Source organism: Bacteroides graminisolvens (assembly GCF_963666085.1).
Lineage (GTDB): Bacteria > Bacteroidota > Bacteroidia > Bacteroidales > Bacteroidaceae > Bacteroides > Bacteroides graminisolvens.
In genome coordinates this window covers 2393572-2412697 of the sequence record NZ_OY762556.1, presented here as the reverse complement: position 1 = coordinate 2412697, position 19126 = coordinate 2393572, and the positions used below count along the sequence as shown (strand labels likewise).

The following is a 19126-nucleotide window of genomic DNA, read 5'->3' as shown; positions in this document are numbered from 1 at the left end:
AAATGGCGCTTCATTTTATTTATAACGTAAAATAACCGCTGATGAGACTTATAAAAAAGATTAGTATTCTGCTATTCGTTTTAAACGCCTGTGTACTGCATATTTCAGCACAAGAAAGAAATTCCTGGTTTTTACATACCATTGAAAAAGGGCAAAGCCTTTATTCTATTGCCAGCATGTATGGAGTAAACAAGGCAGACATTATTACTCTAAACCCGGGCTGTGATGAAAAGATCTACGTTGGCCAGACCTTAAAAATACCTCAGAAAACCTCTAACCAGAAAGAAGATATTTTCCACACGATTAAAAGCGGAGAAACTCTTTACCGCCTTACCGTGATGTATCAGATGTCGGCAGATGCCATCTGCGATGCCAACCCGGGATTAAGTGCACAAAACTTTCGCATAGGAACCGTTATTCGCATCCCCCTGAACAAAAACACTGAAACCACCTTCGTAAAAGAGCCCGTACAAAACAATGTGGCCGCCACTCCTCAATCCCGATGCCGGGAAACTCACAAGGTTAAAAAGAGGGAAACCCTTTACAGCATTGGTCAGCGGTATGGAATCAGCTCGCAAGAGTTAATTGCAGCCAATCCGGAATTAAAGAACAGAGGTTTGAACAAAGGAGACGAATTGTGCATTCCCTTCGCTGCTTCCAACAACGAAGATCAGAGAGGAACTTCAACCATACCGAACGACAGTGATTTGTTCAATGCCAACAGTGCCAAAACATACAAACGGTTATCAACCATCAAAGCTGCGGTCATACTTCCTTTCATGCTCAACGGGAACAAAAGAAACGAATCGGCCAGAATGGTTGAGTACTACGAAGGTTTTCTTATGGCTGTTGACAGTTTAAAAAGAACAGACGTGTCCGTTGACCTTTACACCTATGACTCGGGTGATGAAACCAGCTCTATCCAGTCTATACTAGATAAAAGCGAACTGAAAAAGATGGATGTCATTTTCGGTCCGTTGCATGCCGAGCACATTGATCCGCTGGCTGCCTTTGCCAAAAAGAACCAAATCCGTTTGGTTATTCCATTCACATCGAAAGACAACGAGGTGTTCCAGAATCCTTGGGTATATCAAATAAACACCCCACAATCTTATTTGTATTCGGAAGTATATGAACACTTTAACCGTCAGTTTCCCAACGCCAACGTGATTATACTCGATGCAACCAACGGAAACGGCGAAAAAGCAGAATTCATCAAAGGGTTCAAACAAGAACTGAAAAGAAAGGGAACTACCCTGCATGTATTGAAAGCCAGTGCTTCACAAGAGGAATTAAAAGCGGCTCTTCGTTTGGGAAAAACAAATATCTTCGTACCCACTTCGGGCAGTAACCTTACATTAATTAAATTACTTCCTCAATTGAAATTACTGGTGCGAAACAGTCCGGAAATGGTGATCAACCTCTTCGGTTACCCGGAATGGCAGACGTACACCAAAGACCATCTGGATAGTTTCTTTGAGCTTGATACGTATTTCTACTCTTCCTTTTACACAAACAACCTTTTGCCGGCCGCCATCAAATTCAATAACGGCTACCGCAAATGGTATTCGAAAGATATGGCCAACACATTCCCCAAATACGGCATGCTGGGATTTGATACAGGTTTCTTCTTCCTGAAAGGGTTAAGCGAATATGGCACCGGACTGGAACGTAACCTGTCTAAAATGAAGCTTACTCCCATTCAAACCGGATTCAGCTTTGAGAGGGTGAATACATGGGGAGGCTTTGTGAACAAAAAAGTATTCTTCGTTCGTTTCACCAAAGATTTTGAATTAATAAAACTCGATTTCGAATAAAATAAAGCATAAGATTCATGATTAAAAAGTTTCTAAAGACAGGAATGGTACTCACCTTTGCAGCCGTCAGCCTACCCGCTTTGGCGCAGATAGGCGAATTGCGCAATAACATAGCAGTAGGGGTCAATGGTGGAATGAACTTCAGCAATGTATCTTTTACTCCCAAAATAAAGCAGAAAACGACCAATGGCATGACCGGAGGATTAACTGTGAGATATATTTCCGAGAAATATTTCGCCATGATTTGCGGACTGCAAATGGAGCTGAACTATTCGCAAAGAGGCTGGACCGAGCTGATTGAAGAGAACACGGATACCTACAGCCGTGAAATGAACTACTTGGAAATACCTTTTCTGGCGCACTTAGCATTCGGAAAAGAGAGGGGCGGACAGTTTTTCATCAATGCCGGACCACAAATTGGTTTCCTGCTTAATGAGAAAGAAAAGAAGAGTGCCGACTTCAGTCCCATCAGTCGCACCAGCTACCAATACGGTAAGATGGCCGATAACAAGTTCGATTACGGAATTGTAGGTGGTGCAGGCGTTGAAATAAGAACAGGTGTCGGTAACTTTCTGGTGGAAGGCCGGTATTACTACGCACTGTCCGACTTTTATAAAACAACTAAAAAGGATGATTTTTCAAGGGCGGCGCACAGCATCCTGTCGGCTCGAATCACATACTTATTTGACCTTAGCAAATAAGCCGGGAGGTCACCCAACAAAAAATGCGGAAATTGAGTTTCCGCATTTTTTGTTTCTTTATGTATAATCAGGTTCTTACCTCAAACGATCGGCAGCTTTCACCATCACCTCATCACGCCCAATGGCACGTAGAGCTAAGTAGTTAAGTATAATCGCTATCAAAGGAAAACTCAAAGCCCAAGATATGCGGAACGAAGCTTCCAGATCACTCTTTAACATGAACATAAAAGCTAGGAAAGCCAGGTAAAAACCCACCAATAAGACACTGCAAAAAACAGTCATACGTATTTGAAGCATTCTGTTCTTATATAAGAATATGGTCAAAAAAGAAATGATCGAGCTTAATATAAGGATACACAAGATACCCCAGGTTGACTGAAACAGGTTGTTGGCACTCACCCCGGCAGGCATCAATGTATATTGCACGGCATCTGCCCCTGTAAAATAGCCCAATGGCATACACATGGCAGCAATCAGCAAGCCGGTAACCAAAAGTAGATAAACGGTTTGAATTCGTTGAATCATAATCGGTAAGGTATTAAAATAATAAGTACGGGTTATAACGAGAATAATAAAAGCCAAGCAGTAAAATGTACAGACTTCTCTCCCACTTCAACCACCTGGCTTATAGTATGTAAGTATGCAATGTATTACTGCAACTTTTCTTTTTCTTTAGAAGGATTTCTATAATAAATCTTGCCTTCCAAATATTCCTGCGCAGCAATCAGCGTGGGTTTGGGCAATTTCTCGTAATAACGTGAAATTTCAATTTGCTCTCTGTTTTCGAACACCTCTTCGAGGTTATCATTGTAAGAAGCAAACTCCTGCAACTTCTTAGACAAGTCACTTTTGATCTCAACACTGATCTGATTAGAGCGCTTACCGATGATAGAAACTGTTTCATATACGTTACCCGTATCAGAACATAAATCCATCATATCACGGGTTACTGTTGACGAAGGAGCATTTGATTTTTTGTAGTCCATAAATCTATCTAAATTTAATCTTTAATTATCTCTTTTGATTCCTTGAATATATTCTCTGCCTCTTTGAGGTATTTGCTTTCGGGGAACTCATTTACAAAGGCATAATACTCATCAATTGTTTCTCTGTAACGTTCTCCTTTTTTTTCCTCCACACTATAAATAGCCATTTCGTATTTTGACTTCAAAATCAAAATGGAAAGGTCTTCGCGGTAGTGCGTGTACGGATAATCCTTGAGTGCATTCTGTGCAGTCACCACACAAGAAAGAAAGTTATTACCCATATAGTTACCCAAATTGTAATACAACCTGGCAGAAAGGAGTTCCTTCTGAACCAGTTTATCCTGCAATTCGAATATCATATTCTGTGCCTCCGGCTTCTTGGTGCTATTGGGAAAATACTCCAAAAACATCTGCAACTCCTGAATAGCCTTGTAAGTTCCCGACTGATCAAGACGGGCTTCAGGGGTATCCAGACATAAACCTTTTCCGGCATGGAAACGTGCCAATTCAGCAAACGTGCCTCGCGGATAAGAGTTGTAATACGTAATAAAAGTCTGAGCAGCAGTCTGATAATCTTTTTGATTATAATAACTCATACCAAGCATGTACAAAGACTCTTCCGCCTTATCGGTTCCTTTAAGAATGGTTATCAACTCATTCAGCAACGTGGCCGATTTGCTGTATTTTCCTTTCGCAAAGTAGTTCTTGGCTGCTTCGTATTTGTACTCGTAGTCTGTGCTCTTCAGCAACTTGTTATACTCTCCGCATGAAGAAAGCAACATAGCTGCCAACATGTATGTAACGACACTTTTTCTCATTCTAATTACAAAATAATTGTGCAAAGGTACTCATTCGGTTCGAATAAATCAATTAATCAATGTTTTTTAATACTAAAAAACGACAGACTACAGTCGATACAAATCACTGGCTGCAAGGAGATCGACCTTCTTCTCCGTCAAAACCCTTATACACCCCGGCATATCGTTGGGACGGATAATCACATTGGCCGAACCATTGTTGGCAAACGAGTACATATATTCGATAAACACGCCCGATTCCGACAGATACTCCAGCACTTTAGCCAGTGCACCCGGCACATTGGGACAGTTGATACCTACCACATCCGTTATGCTTACGGCAAAATGATGTGCTTTCAAAGCATTATAAGCTTTATCGGGATCAGAAACAATTCCTCTTAAGATTCCGAAATCCGCATTCTCAGCAATACACAGTGCCGACAGATTAATACCTTCATCGGCCAGTATACGTGTAACCTCGGTAAGTCTACCTTCTTTATTCTCTAAAAAAATAGAGAGTTGTTTTGCTACCATATTATTTTCGTTTTATCAGAGTTTTCTATTATCAATAACACGTTTCGCCTTTCCTACACTGCGTTCAATGCTTCTGGGCTCCACAATCTTCACGTTGACTCCCAATCCCAAAACACTTTGCAAACGGGCAGTCAGCTTCTTCTTCAGCGCCAGCATTTTGTTGATTTCATCCGAATAGAAATCAGGGCGTGCTTCTACCTTCAGCTCCATTGTATCCGTATTGTTCACACGATCAACAATAAGCAAATAGTGTGGTTCGAATTCGGGCATTTCAAGTATAACCGACTCAATTTGTGTGGGGAATACATTGACTCCGCGAATAATAAGCATATCATCACTTCGGCCTAAAATACGATCCATGCGTACCAATGTTCGTCCGCATGCACATTTTTCATAATGCAGAGCCGTCAAATCTTTAGTGCGATACCTCAGCAAAGGCATTCCTTCTTTGGTGAGGTGAGTAAATACCAGCTCACCCGTTTCACCCGGGTTAACCGGTTGCAAAGTTTTGGGGTCAACAATTTCTGGAAAGAAATGGTCTTCATTCAGGTGCGTACCGTTTTGGCATTCGCATTCGTACCCCACTCCCGGTCCGGCAATTTCACTCAACCCGTAAATATCATACGCCTTGATACACAACTTCTCTTCAATCTCTTTACGCATGCTTTCCGTCCACGGTTCCGCACCGAAAACGCCGACCTTCAATTTAAAATCGTCACGGGGTACGCCCGAATCTTTGATCGTATCGGCTATAAAAAGAGCATAAGAAGGCGTGCAGCACAAAACCGTCGAGCCAAAGTCATGCATCAGCGTAATTTGTTTTTCCGTATTACCACTCGACATGGGAATAACCGATGCACCGATATTCTCGGCTCCGTAATGAGCACCCAGTCCCCCGGTAAACAAACCGTAACCGTAAGCGATATGAAATATGTCCGTATTGCCGGCTCCGTAAGCAGAAAAGCTGCGTGAAAGACACTCCGTCCACGCTGCCAGGTCTTTCCGCGTGTAACCCACCACCGTAGGCTTGCCTGTGGTACCCGAAGAACCGTGAATACGTACAATCTGACTCATGGGCACCGCACACAAGCCAAACGGATAATTATCTCTTAAATCAGTCTTGGTTGTAAAAGGAAGTTTTACCAGATCATCTATGTCATGGATGTCATCCGGCGTAATTCCCATTTCCTGCATTTTCTTTCTGTAGAAAGGCGTGTTGTGATAAACGTGTTCAACGATTTTTTTTAATCTCATGCTCTGGAGCTTACGAAGATTCTCGCGGTCCATACATTCGATGCTTTCATTCCAAATCATGCTTTTCGATATAAATTATTAGTAGTATCAGTATCCGAGTTTGATAATGTTGCAAAGTAAAGAATTAATTTGGAAAAACAATTTGTATATCTCGACATTTTTGCCGAATATTGCCACTTGTTTTTGCCCAAAGGGCTTTTTTATCCATTTTATAACACATTTAAAGAAAAAGTACTCAAAATGAAATTTACCCATTTATTTGGCTATCATGGCCAGACAAGTATCAGAACGGAGATTGTTGCCGGTATTACTACCTTTTTAACGATGTCGTACATTTTGGCTGTAAACCCCGACATTCTTTCGCAGGCAGGAATGAGCAAAGAATCAGTCTTCACCGCCACCGCTCTGGCATCTGCCGTAGCCACATTCTGCATGGCAATCATGGCCAAACTGCCTGTTGCCCTTGCTCCAGCCATGGGAGTAAACGCCTTTTTCGCTTTCACCTTAGTACAGGGCATGGGCCTTAGCTGGCAAACAGCATTGGCTGCGGTCCTCATAGAAGGTGTCATTTTTATCTTAATAACTGCTTTCAATATCCGTGAAGCCATCGTAAACAGCATTCCCATGAGTTTGCGTTACGCTATATCGGCCGGTATCGGTATGTTCATTTCCTTCATCGGACTGAAGAATGCCGGTATCATTGTGTCAAACGAAGCAACTTTCGTGATGCTGGGTAAGTTTACACCTGCCGCCGTGCTGGCTGTTATCGGTATCATTCTAAGTGGTATCCTGATGAAGAAGAACGTGAAAGGTGCTCTGTTTTACAGCATCATGGCTTGTACGGCTATCGGTATTCCAATGGGAGTAACCTTGTTGCCCGATAATTTCTCACCCGTATCCCTGCCGCACTCCATGGAGCCTACCTTCATGCAGTTCGATTTCAGCCAGATATTCTCTGTCGATATGCTAATCATTGTTTTTGTGCTGATCTTTATGGATTTGTTTGACACCATCGGTACGCTGATCGGGGTAACATCCAAAGCCGGATTGATGGACAAAGACGGTAAGATTCCTCACATCAAGGAAGCTCTTTTGGCAGACGCCATCGGTACGACTTTCGGAGCCGTATGCGGAACATCAACCGTAGGTTCTTATGTGGAGAGTGCATCGGGCATCAGCGAAGGGGGACGCACCGGACTGACTTCTCTTACCGTAGCCGTTCTTTTCATCATTGCCTTGTTCTTTGCGCCACTGTTTCTGCTCATTCCAAGTGCGGCAACCACAGGTGCCTTGTTCATTGTGGGCGTATTGATGATTGGAAACATACCGAACATTGACCTGAGTGACATATCCGAAGCGCTGCCTGCCTTCGTTACCATGCTGATGATGGTACTGACCTACTCCATTGCCGACGGTATCGTGCTGGGTATGTTAAGTTATGTCATCATTAAACTGTTTACGGGAGAATACAAAAAGATATCCGCAACCATGTATATCCTTTCTGTGTTATTCATATTAAAATTGATTCTCGGATAATGAATTTTGAGCTAACATCAGCTTATCAACCTACCGGTGACCAGCCGGAAGCGATTGCACAACTCACTGAAGGTGTACTTCAGGGAGTGCCCGCGCAAACGCTTCTGGGTGTTACCGGTTCCGGAAAAACATTCACCATTGCCAATGTGGTGAAAAACATCAATAAACCCACATTGATTTTAAGCCACAACAAAACATTGGCCGCGCAGCTTTACAGCGAGTTTAAAAGCTTCTTCCCCAACAATGCGGTTGAGTATTACGTATCTTACTACGATTATTACCAGCCTGAGGCTTACCTGCCGGGCAGTGATACGTATATTGAAAAAGACCTTGCCATCAATGACGAGATCGATAAACTGAGGCTGGCCGCTACTTCCGCCCTTCTTTCTGGACGTCAGGACGTGCTGGTTGTGTCGTCCGTATCATGCATATACGGTATGGGTAACCCGGCCGATTTCTATAGCAACGTGATTGATGTTGAAAAAGGAAAAGCCGTTAACCGTAATGTCTTTCTGCGCCGACTGGTCGACAGCCTGTATGTGCGCAACGACATTGACCTGAACCGGGGTAACTTCCGTGTAAAAGGAGATACCGTTGACATTGCACTGGCCTATTCCGATCACATACTACGCATTATTTTCTGGGGCGATGAGGTAGACGCCATTGAGGAAGTCGACCCGCTTTCGGGCATAACCGTAGGAGTGTTCGAATCATATAAGATATATCCGGCCAACTTGTTCATGACAACCAAGGAGGCCACGCAACGGGCCATCCACATGATTGAAGACGACCTGACACGTCAGGTAGCCTTTTTTGAATCAATCGGCAAACCCTACGAAGCCAAAAGACTGTACGAACGTGTAACGTATGACATGGAAATGATCCGGGAGCTGGGACACTGTTCGGGCATTGAGAACTATTCACGCTATTTTGACGGTCGCGAGGCCGGCACACGCCCCTACTGTCTGCTCGACTTTTTCCCCGATGATTTCCTGATGGTCATTGATGAAAGCCACGTGAGCGTGCCGCAAATCAGAGCGATGTACGGAGGCGACCGGGCACGAAAGACTAACTTGGTTGAATACGGTTTCAGACTTCCTGCCGCACTCGACAACCGTCCGCTGAAATTTGAAGAGTTTGAGGAACTGGCCAAACAGATTATTTACGTGAGTGCCACACCGGCCGATTACGAACTAATCCGCTCCGAAGGAGTCGTTGTTGAACAGGTTATACGTCCTACCGGACTACTAGATCCGATCATCGACGTGCGTCCCAGCATGAATCAGATTGATGATTTGATGGAAGAGATACAGCAACGTATTGAAATGAACGAGCGTGTGTTGGTAACCACCCTCACCAAACGAATGGCCGAGGAACTGACCGAATTCCTGCTCAACAATCAGGTAAGTTGCAACTACATTCACAGTGATGTTGACACGTTGCAGCGCGTTAAAATCATGGATGATCTTCGCCAGGGTGTGTACGATGTACTGATTGGAGTCAACCTGCTCCGTGAAGGGCTCGACCTACCCGAGGTTTCCCTGGTTGCTATTCTGGATGCCGACAAAGAAGGTTTCCTTCGTTCGCACCGTTCACTCACGCAAACAGCAGGCCGTGCCGCCCGAAACGTTAACGGAAAGGTCATTATGTATGCCGACAAGATAACCGACAGCATGCAACTGACCATTGACGAGACCAACAGACGACGCGAAAAACAGCTGGCCTATAACGAAGCCAACGGCATTACACCGCAACAAATCATTAAGGCGCGCAACCTATCTGTATTCAAAGACAACCTGACCGAGAACGATGCGCAGCGAGCCAAAGCTTACATTGAGCCCGAAAGGCCTAACATTGCAGCCGATCCTGTGGTGCAATACATGAACCGTGAACAGATGCAGAAAGCCATTGACCGGACACGTAAGCTGATGCAGGAAGCCGCTAAAAAGCTCGAGTTCATTGAAGCAGCACAATACCGCGACGAGTTGTTGAAGCTGGAAGACCTGATGAAAGAGAAGTGGGAAACTGTGTAAATCTGTTACAGAATTAAACATTTCAAGGTTCAAAATATTAAATCATGTTATAAAACACATGTTTTCGCACACAACACTTGCAAATACCAAAAAAGTGCGTACCTTTGCAATGTGTTTTTCATAGTATTAGATTTAAGGTTAACAAAGGTTGGAGTCAGGCGTGACTCCTTTTTTTTGCCCATACCCCAACTTTTGCGTTCCCGTCTCATCAATCTTCATCCAAAAAGCTTTTATCTTTCAGGTACGAAGCCGCCTGCTTACAATAACGCGTGTTTGTTAGGTAATAATAATAATTGTCTACGTTTTTATACGCCAGCTTGCGCTCTTCGGCCGTAAGCATGCTCCACTCCTTCTTTGCCCGTGCTATGTTTACCTTACGCATTTGCGTCGTTTCATGATAATAATCCCAAAACTCCTGAAATTCCTTTTCGTAATTTGGATCCTTCTTGTAAGCATCCTTGCGCACCCCTGTCCACAAATCATAATTAATTACCCGGATATGCGTTGTTCTCTTGTGTGCAAGTAGCATAATTACATTTATTTTCTCCAGCTTCTCAAAATAGCGACGCGTCTTGGCACGACTCCAGCCAAACATATCGGCCCAAGTCTGCATGCTTCGAAAAGACTCCCCTCGCTTACAAAGTTCATCCGTTCCATACACATCAAACGTGGCATCGCGGTAATTCACATGGCACAAAACAAGCATAAAAGCTTCAAACTCACTACAAACCTTGGATCTGTCGGCCAGACGACTTTCCATGAGCGCTTTGGGAACTAAAATATATCCCTTTACAAAGACCGAATCCAACGGTGATTTTTCCATAATACAGTTATTTAGTAATAAATTTTCAGTCGGCAAAAACGTCCAAAAGCCGTATAAGCAGTTGAACAGGCAGCGTACAACTCAATCACTTCATTTACAGCAACTTACACACACCCTTGTTTTAAAAGCGGCCATGCCATCGGCCACAAATAAATATTATAATCTTAAATAATTAATAAAATAATAAATATTGTATTTTGAATTTGAATCCAAAACACCAAAAACACCCCTCCTGTAAAACAGGTGGCAGGTTCTTTTACCATCAATGAGTTGGGAGCTTATATAAAATGAAGCATTCGTCGTGTTTATGCAGGTATATCTTATATCAGTACGTATTCTCAGCAACAATGGCTTAACAAAGATAGATAAAAATAGATGATAAATAAAATGTAGGCCAACAAATTTAAATCCCAGGCCTAGAATTTTTATTTGTTGGCCTAGAATAAAAAAAAGTTGGTGAACAGTTCATTTTATGATCGTATTATTTCCATTTCAACAAATTAAATCGTAAATTTATAGCCTGAATTAAAAACGTATTCTTCTATCTAATTTTATAACGAGATGAAAAACATCATACTTACCGTATTCTCTTTCCTCTACTTATCAAGTTTCTGCCATGCGCAGGAAGGTTATCAGAATCCGGTTATCCCGGGATTCCATCCCGACCCCAGTGTATGCCGTGTAGGTGACGATTATTATCTGGTCAACAGCACCTTTGAGTATTTTCCGGGAGTACCGTTATTTCACAGTAAAGACCTCATTCACTGGCAACAATTGGGTAACGTACTCACCCGTCCGTCGCAGTTGAACCTTCAAAAAGCCGGTTCTTCAGGCGGTATATACGCACCTACCATTCGTTACCACGAAGGGACTTTTTACATGATCACCACCAATGTGACCGACAAAGGCAATTTTCTGGTTCACACCAAAGACCCTGCTGGTGAATGGTCGGACCCGGTATGGATTAAACAGGGCGGCATTGACCCGTCTATCTACTTTGAAAGCGGGAAGTGTTACCTGGTCAGCAACCCCGACAACACCATTATGCTATGCGAAATTAACCCCATGACGGGTGAGCAGCTTAGCAGTACCAAAGCTATCTGGCGAGGAACCGGAGGACGCTATCCCGAGGGGCCTCATCTGTATAAAAAAGACGGGTGGTATTACCTGCTTATCTCCGAAGGCGGCACGGAGTACGGCCATAAAGTAACCATTGCACGCAGTCGAAACATGGAAGGGCCTTATGATTCCAATCCGGCCAACCCCATATTAACCCATATCAATATGGAAGCGCAGCTCAACCCCATACAAGGAACCGGCCATGCCGATTTGGTAGAGGCAGCAGATGGTTCGTGGTGGATGGTTTGTCTGGCTTTTCGTCCGCAATCGGGACTGCATCATCTGTTGGGACGCGAAACATATCTTGCTCCTGTGCGCTGGGATACCAATGCCTGGCCCGTGGTTAACGGCAACGGAACAATCAGTCTGGATATGCGAGTGCCTACCCTGCCTCAGCATCCGTTTCCTGAAAAGTCTGCACGAGATGAATTCAACGCCGGTAAAGCTTCACCGGAATGGATACACCTCCGAAATCCGCACATGGAAAACTACCAATTCACCAAAGACGGCAAACTGCGTTTGCTGGCAACCGGCGTGAAACTGGATGATTCGGGGAGTCCTACTTTTATCGGTCGCCGACAGGAACACATGCGCTTCACAACCACCACATCGGTTAAGCTTCAGAAAGCTGCCCCCAACGACGAGGCAGGTCTTACCGTATGGATGAACAACCAGGCACACTACGACCTTTACATCAAGCAATTGGGGCAAGGCAAGCAAGCCGTGGTGCTGCGCTACCGAATGGGATTACTCACGCACATTGCCAAGGAGGTTATTGTACCGGCTTCAAACATTCAGCTACAGGTGAAAGGTGAAAATGACACCTACTCATTCGCCTATTCGTTGAATGGAACTACGTTTCAGTCAATCGGGCAAATGAATACCCGTTACCTGAGCACCGAAACCGCCGGAGGGTTCACCGGAATTATATTGGGACTATATGCTACATCTCAAACACCGGCCACGCATGCGTATGCCGACTTTGATTGGTTTGAATATTTGAGTCGGTAAGAAAAGCCAAGTTGAAATTCTTAATAAGCGTTTATAACATTTGCCTTTCAACTCCAAAATATTAAATCATGTTATAAAACACATGTTTTCGCACACGAAACTTGCAGATCTCAAAAAAGTGCGTACCTTTGCAATGTGTTTTTCATAGTATTAGATTTAAGGTTAACAAAGGTTGGAGTCAGGCGTGACTCCTTTTTTTTTGCCCATAAGCGAAAATCAAGGAGTTCAGGACACCATAACAAAAAAACAATGGAAAAACAACAACTGAATATACACGACAAACAAGAAAGTCCACCAGTACACAATATTGGAGAGCTTAACACATTCCATCATAAAATTTATGAAGATGTTCCATTAACCGCAGATATTGCATTCTATTGGTTTACAACAGAGGTTAGCGAACATAAAGTTACGACTTTATGGATAGAGTGGGCTCAAAAGTTACTTCAAGCCGGGTACTCCAGTACGCAAATTATACAATTAAGCCAATTCACAAATACAGAGAATCAAATAACACTCATCGGTCTGACAAATGTAATATTAGATGAGCTTTCAATTGATATAAACGATTTTGGAACCATATTAAAATATAAAGCAATTTACTGTATCCAAGTAAAGTTGGAGAGCAATGAGAATGTCTTCTCTATTTTAGAATCATTAGAAAAGATTTTCCTAGATTATCCGGCAGCATTTCTTTATGACTTTCATGTTCTTTATCTTGCATATAAAGAATTAAGGGAAGAAGGTGAACAAAATTATTGGGAAGGACTTAGCTTTCGCAATAAAGAAATGTATGTAAAACAGTACCTCAATAACTGGATAAAGAAACCTCAAAGCCAACTCTATCAGAAATGGGAAAAGAAGCCTAGGGTTCAAAAAATAGTAGAATATTATCTATTGAACAAGTACACACTTATTCTATCTTTTGTAATCATTGTCAGCACAATCTCCTACTGCTTCTGGTTGATGTACAAATTATCGGAAGATAATATCATAACTAAAGTCATGCCCATATTCGGTTTTATTATCTTTATAATGAATTTAATATTTTATATTGCAAAAATCAACAACAAAAAGTCATAATAATTATGGAAAAGCCCATATTAAACGAGCATAACAAACAGGAGTATCCGCCTATGCATACGGCAGAACACATTCTGAACCAAACCATGGTAAGGATGTTTGGTTGCCCCCGTTCTAAAAATGCACACATTGAACGAAGAAAGAGTAAATGCGATTATCTGCTTCCTGCCTGTCCCACGGCAGACCAGATGCAGGAGATTGAAGACAAAGTAAATGAAGTCATCAAGCAACATTTACCAGTAACGGTTGAATTCTGCACACGCGAAGAAGCGCCCCACGATGTTGATCTCAGCAAACTTCCCGAAGAAGCGAGTGATTTGTTACGTATCGTTAAAGTAGGCAATTACGATACTTGTGCCTGCATCGGCACACATGTCAACAACACCTCGGAAATAGGGACTTTCAAGATTATCAGCAGTGATTTTGAAAACGGACGGCTACGAATTCGATTTAAGTTAAGTTAGTTTTTAAAATACAAATTATTAAATCATGTTATAAAACACATGTTTCCGCACACAACGCTTGCAGATTTCAAAAAAGTGCGTACCTTTGCAATGTGTTTTTCATAGTATTAGATTTAAGGTTAACAAAGGTTGGAGTCAGGCGTGACTCCTTTTTTTTTGCCCATACCCTACTTGGCTTTACGAGAACATCCAGCTAGTCTCTAGATCCCAAAGAAATTCAAAATCCTATTTTACATGTATAATAATTCGTCGGTAAGTAACCAAATTGAAAATACCACTATCGTGAACCTCACAAACAAAGTGTAGACTCTTACCCTGTGCATCTTTAGGAATGGCTATTTCAAGGCAATCAGAATCAGTCGTGTTGACACTTATCTTTTGTCTATATGTACCGGCCTCGGGTTGTTGCCACCAATGAAACTTTAGCTGATCGTTATCAGGATCATAACTTTGGGTTGCATTCAATTTGACGGTCTTACCTGCCACTGCTTTGACGACCACGGGTTGCAAACCTTTTATGCCGTTGACGATAACTACTGGATTGCGATTTCCTTTACCCTCACCAGCCCACTGCATACGCGCTGCAAAATCATTAAACTCGTCCGGATAGAAATGTTCTTCGTAACTTCGGGAAATGTTTTTCTGCGGTTGTAGCCAATTTGTCCACGCGTCAGTAATGCTATCGGGCGACATACCGAACTGGTGATACCCTCCCCAGCCAACTTGCTCGGGATCATCCGGATCATTCAAACCGTTAGGCATCACATGAAGAAAACTCGGGGTATCTCCTTCCACGCCATATTTGTAACGTGGATAAACAGCGCCCATTTGTCCGTGCCCTTGAATATACTTGGCATATAATGCCCAATTCTTGCTACCAAGTTCGCACTGCGTCAACCAAGCCGACTCATCCCAAATCAACATCAAATCATTGGCAAACTCCTGCCTAAGCCATTGATGGGAACTATAAGCACGATTCATGCGCATGTTGTACTGCATGTCTTGATCTGTAATGGTATACAATCGGATTTTGTGGAGAAAACGATCTAATTCCTCTTTCGAGCGCTCCTTCTTCACCCGCCACACCGCCTGAGCTAGTGTATTGGCACCTCCCCAAGCACAAAACCAAATCGGACGATCGTCGGCCTCATCAACCAATTGAATGATCAACCGGCTTCCGTCCGTGTCGTTACCTTCACCGATAACACCGATACCGGCCCGCTGACTGCCCATGACCGTGCGCTGGCGTATATACTCCACACTTGGCCAATATCCCAGTTTTTGAGGTTTATTCCGTTCCGCATCGACCGACATAAATGCTGTCTGTGCAGAACGCTTCATCAAGTTCTTCACATCCATCCCATATCCATCAATGACCTGATGCAAATACTCAGCCCAATCCGTAGGGTACGGGTCGCAATTCCAGCCGATAGTGGTAATAAGTGCCTCTATTTCAAATCGGTCGGCATAAGCTAGCAGTCGGACAGCCGATTCCATGTCGTCCGGCTCAACATCACCGGGTCCGATATCTGTCATTATAACAATTCGAGGTTTCAGCGTTTTGCTGTCTGCAACATAACTCTTCGCAGCACCATTTGCACTGATTGTCAGGAAAATACAGGTTGAAAATAGTTTTAAGAATAATGTTTTCATAGTAATCTGTTGCTATATCCCTTAACAGGATGATAAATGTGATTTCACCGGAGTAAGACTTGCCAAAGCCATACACATTGCGAATTTAATCAAAATATTTAATTTATGCACCACTTGATTGTGCAAATGAATTTCCTGTCCGTTATCAAGCTTAATTGTATACAAATACAAAATAAAGGAATGCCATTATTAAAGTATGTTATAAAACACATGTTTTCGCACACGAAGCTTGCAAATGCCAAAAAAGTGCGTACCTTTGCAATGTGTTTTTCATAGTATTAGATTTAAGGTTAACAAAGGTTGGAGTCAGGCGTGACTCCTTTTTTTTTGCCTATAACTAAACCTTCCGTCCGCAGCAAGACAAAAAGACACCATAATCTTCGCCAAACCAATATAAAACACACTTTTTGTCAGAACAAAAGCTTTTATAATACTTAATAAATGTCATTTTTTCAGCTTACTTCATTGGCACATGATTTGCCATATAGTTATCGAAAAGAATACTTCAAAAGGGTATTCAAAAGATATTGTAAATTGATTGTTTAACTTAAAGATAGGAGATTATGATTATGATGCCTGTAAGAAGATCTCAAAATTGGTTACCAAGTATCTTTAATGATTTCTTCGATAACGACTGGGTGGAAAGAACTAACGTTACTGCACCTGCAATTAACGTAATTGAAACTGCAAACAATTTTAAAGTGGAGGTAGCCGCTCCGGGTATGACGAAAGATGATTTCAATGTTCGTCTCGACGAAGACGAAAATCTAGTCATCTCCATGGAGAAGAAAACCGAAAACAAAGAAGAAAAGAAAGACGGCAGATATCTGAGAAGAGAGTTTTCATACGCTAAATTCCAGCAAACAATGATACTGCCCGACAATGTGGATAAGGAAAAGATTACCGCGAAAGTGGAGAACGGGGTTCTAAACATTGAACTGCCCAAATTATCCGAACAAGAAACGAAGAAAGCCCAGAAATTGATTGAGATTCATTAATTGCCCCAAACGGCAAACGTAAATGATGAATGATAACCACAAAAGGAGTGCCTTGCAAAAAGACACTCCTTTTGTGCTTTAAGCACTCTTTCGATAACTCTTCACAGCCCAGAAATTAAATAGGGTTGCAAAAGCCAGCAAGGCGCCTATCTGCAAAGACAGATCGGTCAATCCGCTGCCTTTGAGGTACACCATTCTCATGATGTCAACAAAATACTTGAGCGGATTAAGAATGGTGATAATTTGCGCCCATTGGGGCATACTCGTAACCGGAGTAAAAAGACCGCTCATCAGCAATAGAATAATCATAAAGAAAAACATGACAAACATAGCCTGCTGCATGGTGGCCGAGTGATTGGAAATAACGAGTCCGAAACCCGACATAACCAGCACAAATAAAGCGGAGAGAAGGTAGATGATTCCCAAACTGCCCACCGGAAGTATTCCATAGATAAGCCAGGCAAGGCCGAACGACAGAGTAAGCACCACAAAACCTACAACCCAAAAGGGAATCAGTTTGGCCAGTATGAATTTGAACTTACCTACCGGCGTTACATTCATTTGCTCAATAGTACCTACTTCTTTTTCACTAACAATATTCAGCGCCGGCAAAAAACCGCAGATCACAGTGACAAGCATCACCATCAATGCCGGTACCATAAACAGTTTATAGTTCAAGTGAGGATTATAGAGGTTTTTCCCCGATACACTCACGGAGGGTTGCACAGAGCTAGCGGCCTCCTGAACAATGCCGGACGAAGGGTTTTCTGCGTGCAACTGTGCATTGTAATCGGCTAGCGTAGCCGTCATATACGAACTGGCCAGTCCGCCTTTGCTTCCGTTAACCGCATTGGCAGCGAGCAATACGTGTGAGGCTTCGCCATTCTCGAGTTTCTTCTCAAAATGACGGGGAATCTCCAATATCACATCGGCATCGCCCGACTCTATATCTCGCAAGGCAGAGTTATAGGTAGGTGACAAGTTGTTGAGGTGAAAATAAGAAGAGGCATCAATTTTATGAATCAACCGCTGAGAAACAACAGAATGATCATTGTCGACTACATTCACAGAGATGTTTTTAATCTCCATATTCGCCGCCCAAGGCATAATAATCATCACCATGCAGGGATAGCCGATGATAAGCCGCGGCAGAAAAGAGTTGCGAAGCAACTGCTTGAATTCTTTTTCAATGAGGAACTTTAGCATAATTCTACTCCAAACGTATTTTAAATTTCTTTAGACTAATCATAATAAGCACAAAGGCCATCAGGACTAAAATGGCTATCTCTTTGAGGACAAAGACAACACTGACTCCCTGAATCATGACTTTCCGCACAATTTCAATGTACCAGCGTGCCGGAAGAATGGAAGATATGGCCTGCAACGGAACCGACATAGCATCGATGGGAAAGAGCATGCCCGACATCAGTGTGGTGGGCATTAGCAGAACCATACCCGATACCAACATGGCTGCAATTTGGTTTTGCGTAACGGTAGATATAAGTAGTCCCAACGACAGGGAGACAAAGATAAACAGCAGCGAAACCAGAATGAGTACAAAGAAATTTCCGGCTATGGGAACGTGAAGCACAAAGACCGACAACAGTAAAATGGTGGCCAGATTGACAAATGAAAGCACAAAATAAGGTACTGCCTTAGCCAAGATAATATAGATAGGTTTCATAGGCGATACCAGCAGCACTTCCATAGTTCCTGTTTCTTTTTCTCTCACAATGGAGATGGAAGTCATCATGGCACAGATCAGCATCAGGATTAGTCCCATAACACCGGGGACAAAGTTGTAGGCACTTTTCATTTGCGGATTGTACAACAAACGAACATCGGGCACAATCGTAGAACCGGTCGCACCTTCGGGCAACAGTTCTTGTTGCACAGCCGCTATAATGCCCGTGGCATAATTGGTGCGGCTCACGGCCATGTTCGGATCGGTTGCATCGGCTACCAACTGCACCTTGGCATCACCGGTGTATAGATTACCGGCAAACTGCTCACTGAAGACCAGCGCCAAATCAATATCCCCTTTCCGGAAAGCCTCATCCATCTGCTGCTGGTTGTGCACACGCAGGCTGATCGTAAAATATTCACTGGCATCTACGCGATCAATAATACGACGGGTGAGAAAGTCGGACGACGGGTCAAGCACGGCTACCCGTACATTCTTAACTTCCGTACTGATGGCAAAACCGAAAAGAATGATTTCAATGACAGGCATGCCGAGCAAAATCATCATGGTTCTTTTATCACGGAAAATGTGATAAAATTCTTTTCTTATAAATACAAAAAACTGCTTCATCGT

The 19126-nt window shown here is 42.9% G+C and carries 17 protein-coding genes; 8 read left to right on the top strand and 9 right to left on the bottom strand.

The annotated features are described in order from the left end of the window. Positions 1-41 precede the first annotated feature (41 nt). Positions 42-1817 carry a LysM peptidoglycan-binding domain-containing protein gene (locus ACKPCE_RS09955; RefSeq protein WP_319505049.1) on the top strand — a complete coding sequence of 592 codons (1776 nt, stop codon included), beginning with the start codon at positions 42-44 and terminating at the stop codon, positions 1815-1817. Between the two features lie 17 nt (positions 1818-1834). After that, positions 1835-2518 (top strand): porin family protein, encoded by a 684-nt coding sequence (locus tag ACKPCE_RS09950; RefSeq protein WP_319505048.1) that lies wholly within the window; start codon positions 1835-1837, stop codon positions 2516-2518. 75 nt (positions 2519-2593) lie between these two features. On the opposite strand, the gene ACKPCE_RS09945 is transcribed toward ACKPCE_RS09950, so the two are convergent. The 5 genes from ACKPCE_RS09945 to ACKPCE_RS09925 all read right to left on the bottom strand — a co-directional run bounded on the left by ACKPCE_RS09945 (position 2594) and on the right by ACKPCE_RS09925 (position 6149). Then, positions 2594-3043, bottom strand: a complete 450-nt coding sequence (locus ACKPCE_RS09945) for a DUF4293 domain-containing protein (protein WP_277640062.1) — start codon at positions 3041-3043, stop codon at positions 2594-2596. 125 nt (positions 3044-3168) lie between these two features. Further along, a complete protein-coding gene (locus ACKPCE_RS09940) occupies positions 3169-3504 on the bottom strand; it encodes a DNA-directed RNA polymerase subunit omega (protein ID WP_276990764.1) in 336 nt (111 codons plus the stop codon). A gap of 14 nt (positions 3505-3518) precedes the next feature. Beyond that, positions 3519-4322 carry an outer membrane protein assembly factor BamD gene (locus ACKPCE_RS09935; protein WP_319505047.1) on the bottom strand — a complete coding sequence of 268 codons (804 nt, stop codon included), beginning with the start codon at positions 4320-4322 and terminating at the stop codon, positions 3519-3521. A gap of 87 nt (positions 4323-4409) precedes the next feature. Beyond that, a complete protein-coding gene (locus tag ACKPCE_RS09930) occupies positions 4410-4835 on the bottom strand; it encodes an ACT domain-containing protein (protein ID WP_027318136.1) in 426 nt (141 codons plus the stop codon). A gap of 15 nt (positions 4836-4850) precedes the next feature. After that, positions 4851-6149 (bottom strand): phenylacetate--CoA ligase family protein, encoded by a 1299-nt coding sequence (locus ACKPCE_RS09925; RefSeq protein ID WP_276990761.1) that lies wholly within the window; start codon positions 6147-6149, stop codon positions 4851-4853. 180 nt (positions 6150-6329) lie between these two features. On the opposite strand from ACKPCE_RS09925, the gene ACKPCE_RS09920 reads away from it, so the two are divergent. After that, positions 6330-7625: an NCS2 family permease gene (locus ACKPCE_RS09920; RefSeq protein ID WP_319505046.1), complete on the top strand. Its 1296-nt coding sequence runs from the start codon at positions 6330-6332 to the stop codon at positions 7623-7625. Next, positions 7625-9658 carry an excinuclease ABC subunit UvrB gene (gene uvrB / locus ACKPCE_RS09915; protein WP_319505045.1) on the top strand — a complete coding sequence of 678 codons (2034 nt, stop codon included), beginning with the start codon at positions 7625-7627 and terminating at the stop codon, positions 9656-9658. Before ACKPCE_RS09920 ends, uvrB begins: the two co-directional genes overlap by 1 nt. 208 nt (positions 9659-9866) lie before the next feature. On the opposite strand, the gene ACKPCE_RS09910 is transcribed toward uvrB, so the two are convergent. Then, the gene (locus ACKPCE_RS09910; RefSeq protein ID WP_276990751.1) at positions 9867-10481 is read right to left on the bottom strand and encodes an LvrA C-terminal domain-related protein; all 615 of its coding nucleotides are present in this window, start codon (positions 10479-10481) and stop codon (positions 9867-9869) included. 561 nt (positions 10482-11042) lie between these two features. Between ACKPCE_RS09910 and ACKPCE_RS09905 the strand changes: the two genes are divergently transcribed. The 3 genes from ACKPCE_RS09905 (at position 11043) to ACKPCE_RS09895 (ending at position 14158) form a co-directional block, all read left to right on the top strand. Continuing rightward, positions 11043-12611, top strand: coding sequence for a glycoside hydrolase family 43 protein (locus tag ACKPCE_RS09905; protein WP_319505044.1), 1569 nt, complete (start codon positions 11043-11045; stop codon positions 12609-12611). A 249-nt stretch (positions 12612-12860) separates the two neighbouring features. Beyond that, the gene (locus ACKPCE_RS09900) at positions 12861-13694 is read left to right on the top strand and encodes a hypothetical protein (protein ID WP_319505043.1); all 834 of its coding nucleotides are present in this window, start codon (positions 12861-12863) and stop codon (positions 13692-13694) included. Positions 13695-13699: 5 nt separating this feature from the next. Further along, the gene (locus tag ACKPCE_RS09895) at positions 13700-14158 is read left to right on the top strand and encodes an alanyl-tRNA editing protein (RefSeq protein ID WP_319505042.1); all 459 of its coding nucleotides are present in this window, start codon (positions 13700-13702) and stop codon (positions 14156-14158) included. Positions 14159-14383: 225 nt separating this feature from the next. On the opposite strand, the gene ACKPCE_RS09890 is transcribed toward ACKPCE_RS09895, so the two are convergent. Continuing rightward, positions 14384-15811 (bottom strand): DUF1593 domain-containing protein, encoded by a 1428-nt coding sequence (locus ACKPCE_RS09890; protein ID WP_319505041.1) that lies wholly within the window; start codon positions 15809-15811, stop codon positions 14384-14386. Between the two features lie 569 nt (positions 15812-16380). Between ACKPCE_RS09890 and ACKPCE_RS09885 the strand changes: the two genes are divergently transcribed. Continuing rightward, positions 16381-16809 carry an Hsp20/alpha crystallin family protein gene (locus tag ACKPCE_RS09885; protein WP_276965439.1) on the top strand — a complete coding sequence of 143 codons (429 nt, stop codon included), beginning with the start codon at positions 16381-16383 and terminating at the stop codon, positions 16807-16809. Between the two features lie 78 nt (positions 16810-16887). Here the strand turns inward: ACKPCE_RS09885 and ACKPCE_RS09880 are convergent, their stop codons facing one another. Beyond that, a complete protein-coding gene (locus ACKPCE_RS09880) occupies positions 16888-18015 on the bottom strand; it encodes an ABC transporter permease (protein ID WP_319505040.1) in 1128 nt (375 codons plus the stop codon). Between the two features lie 4 nt (positions 18016-18019). After that, positions 18020-19123, bottom strand: a complete 1104-nt coding sequence (locus tag ACKPCE_RS09875) for an ABC transporter permease (protein ID WP_319505039.1) — start codon at positions 19121-19123, stop codon at positions 18020-18022. Between the last annotated feature and the right edge of the window lie 3 nt (positions 19124-19126).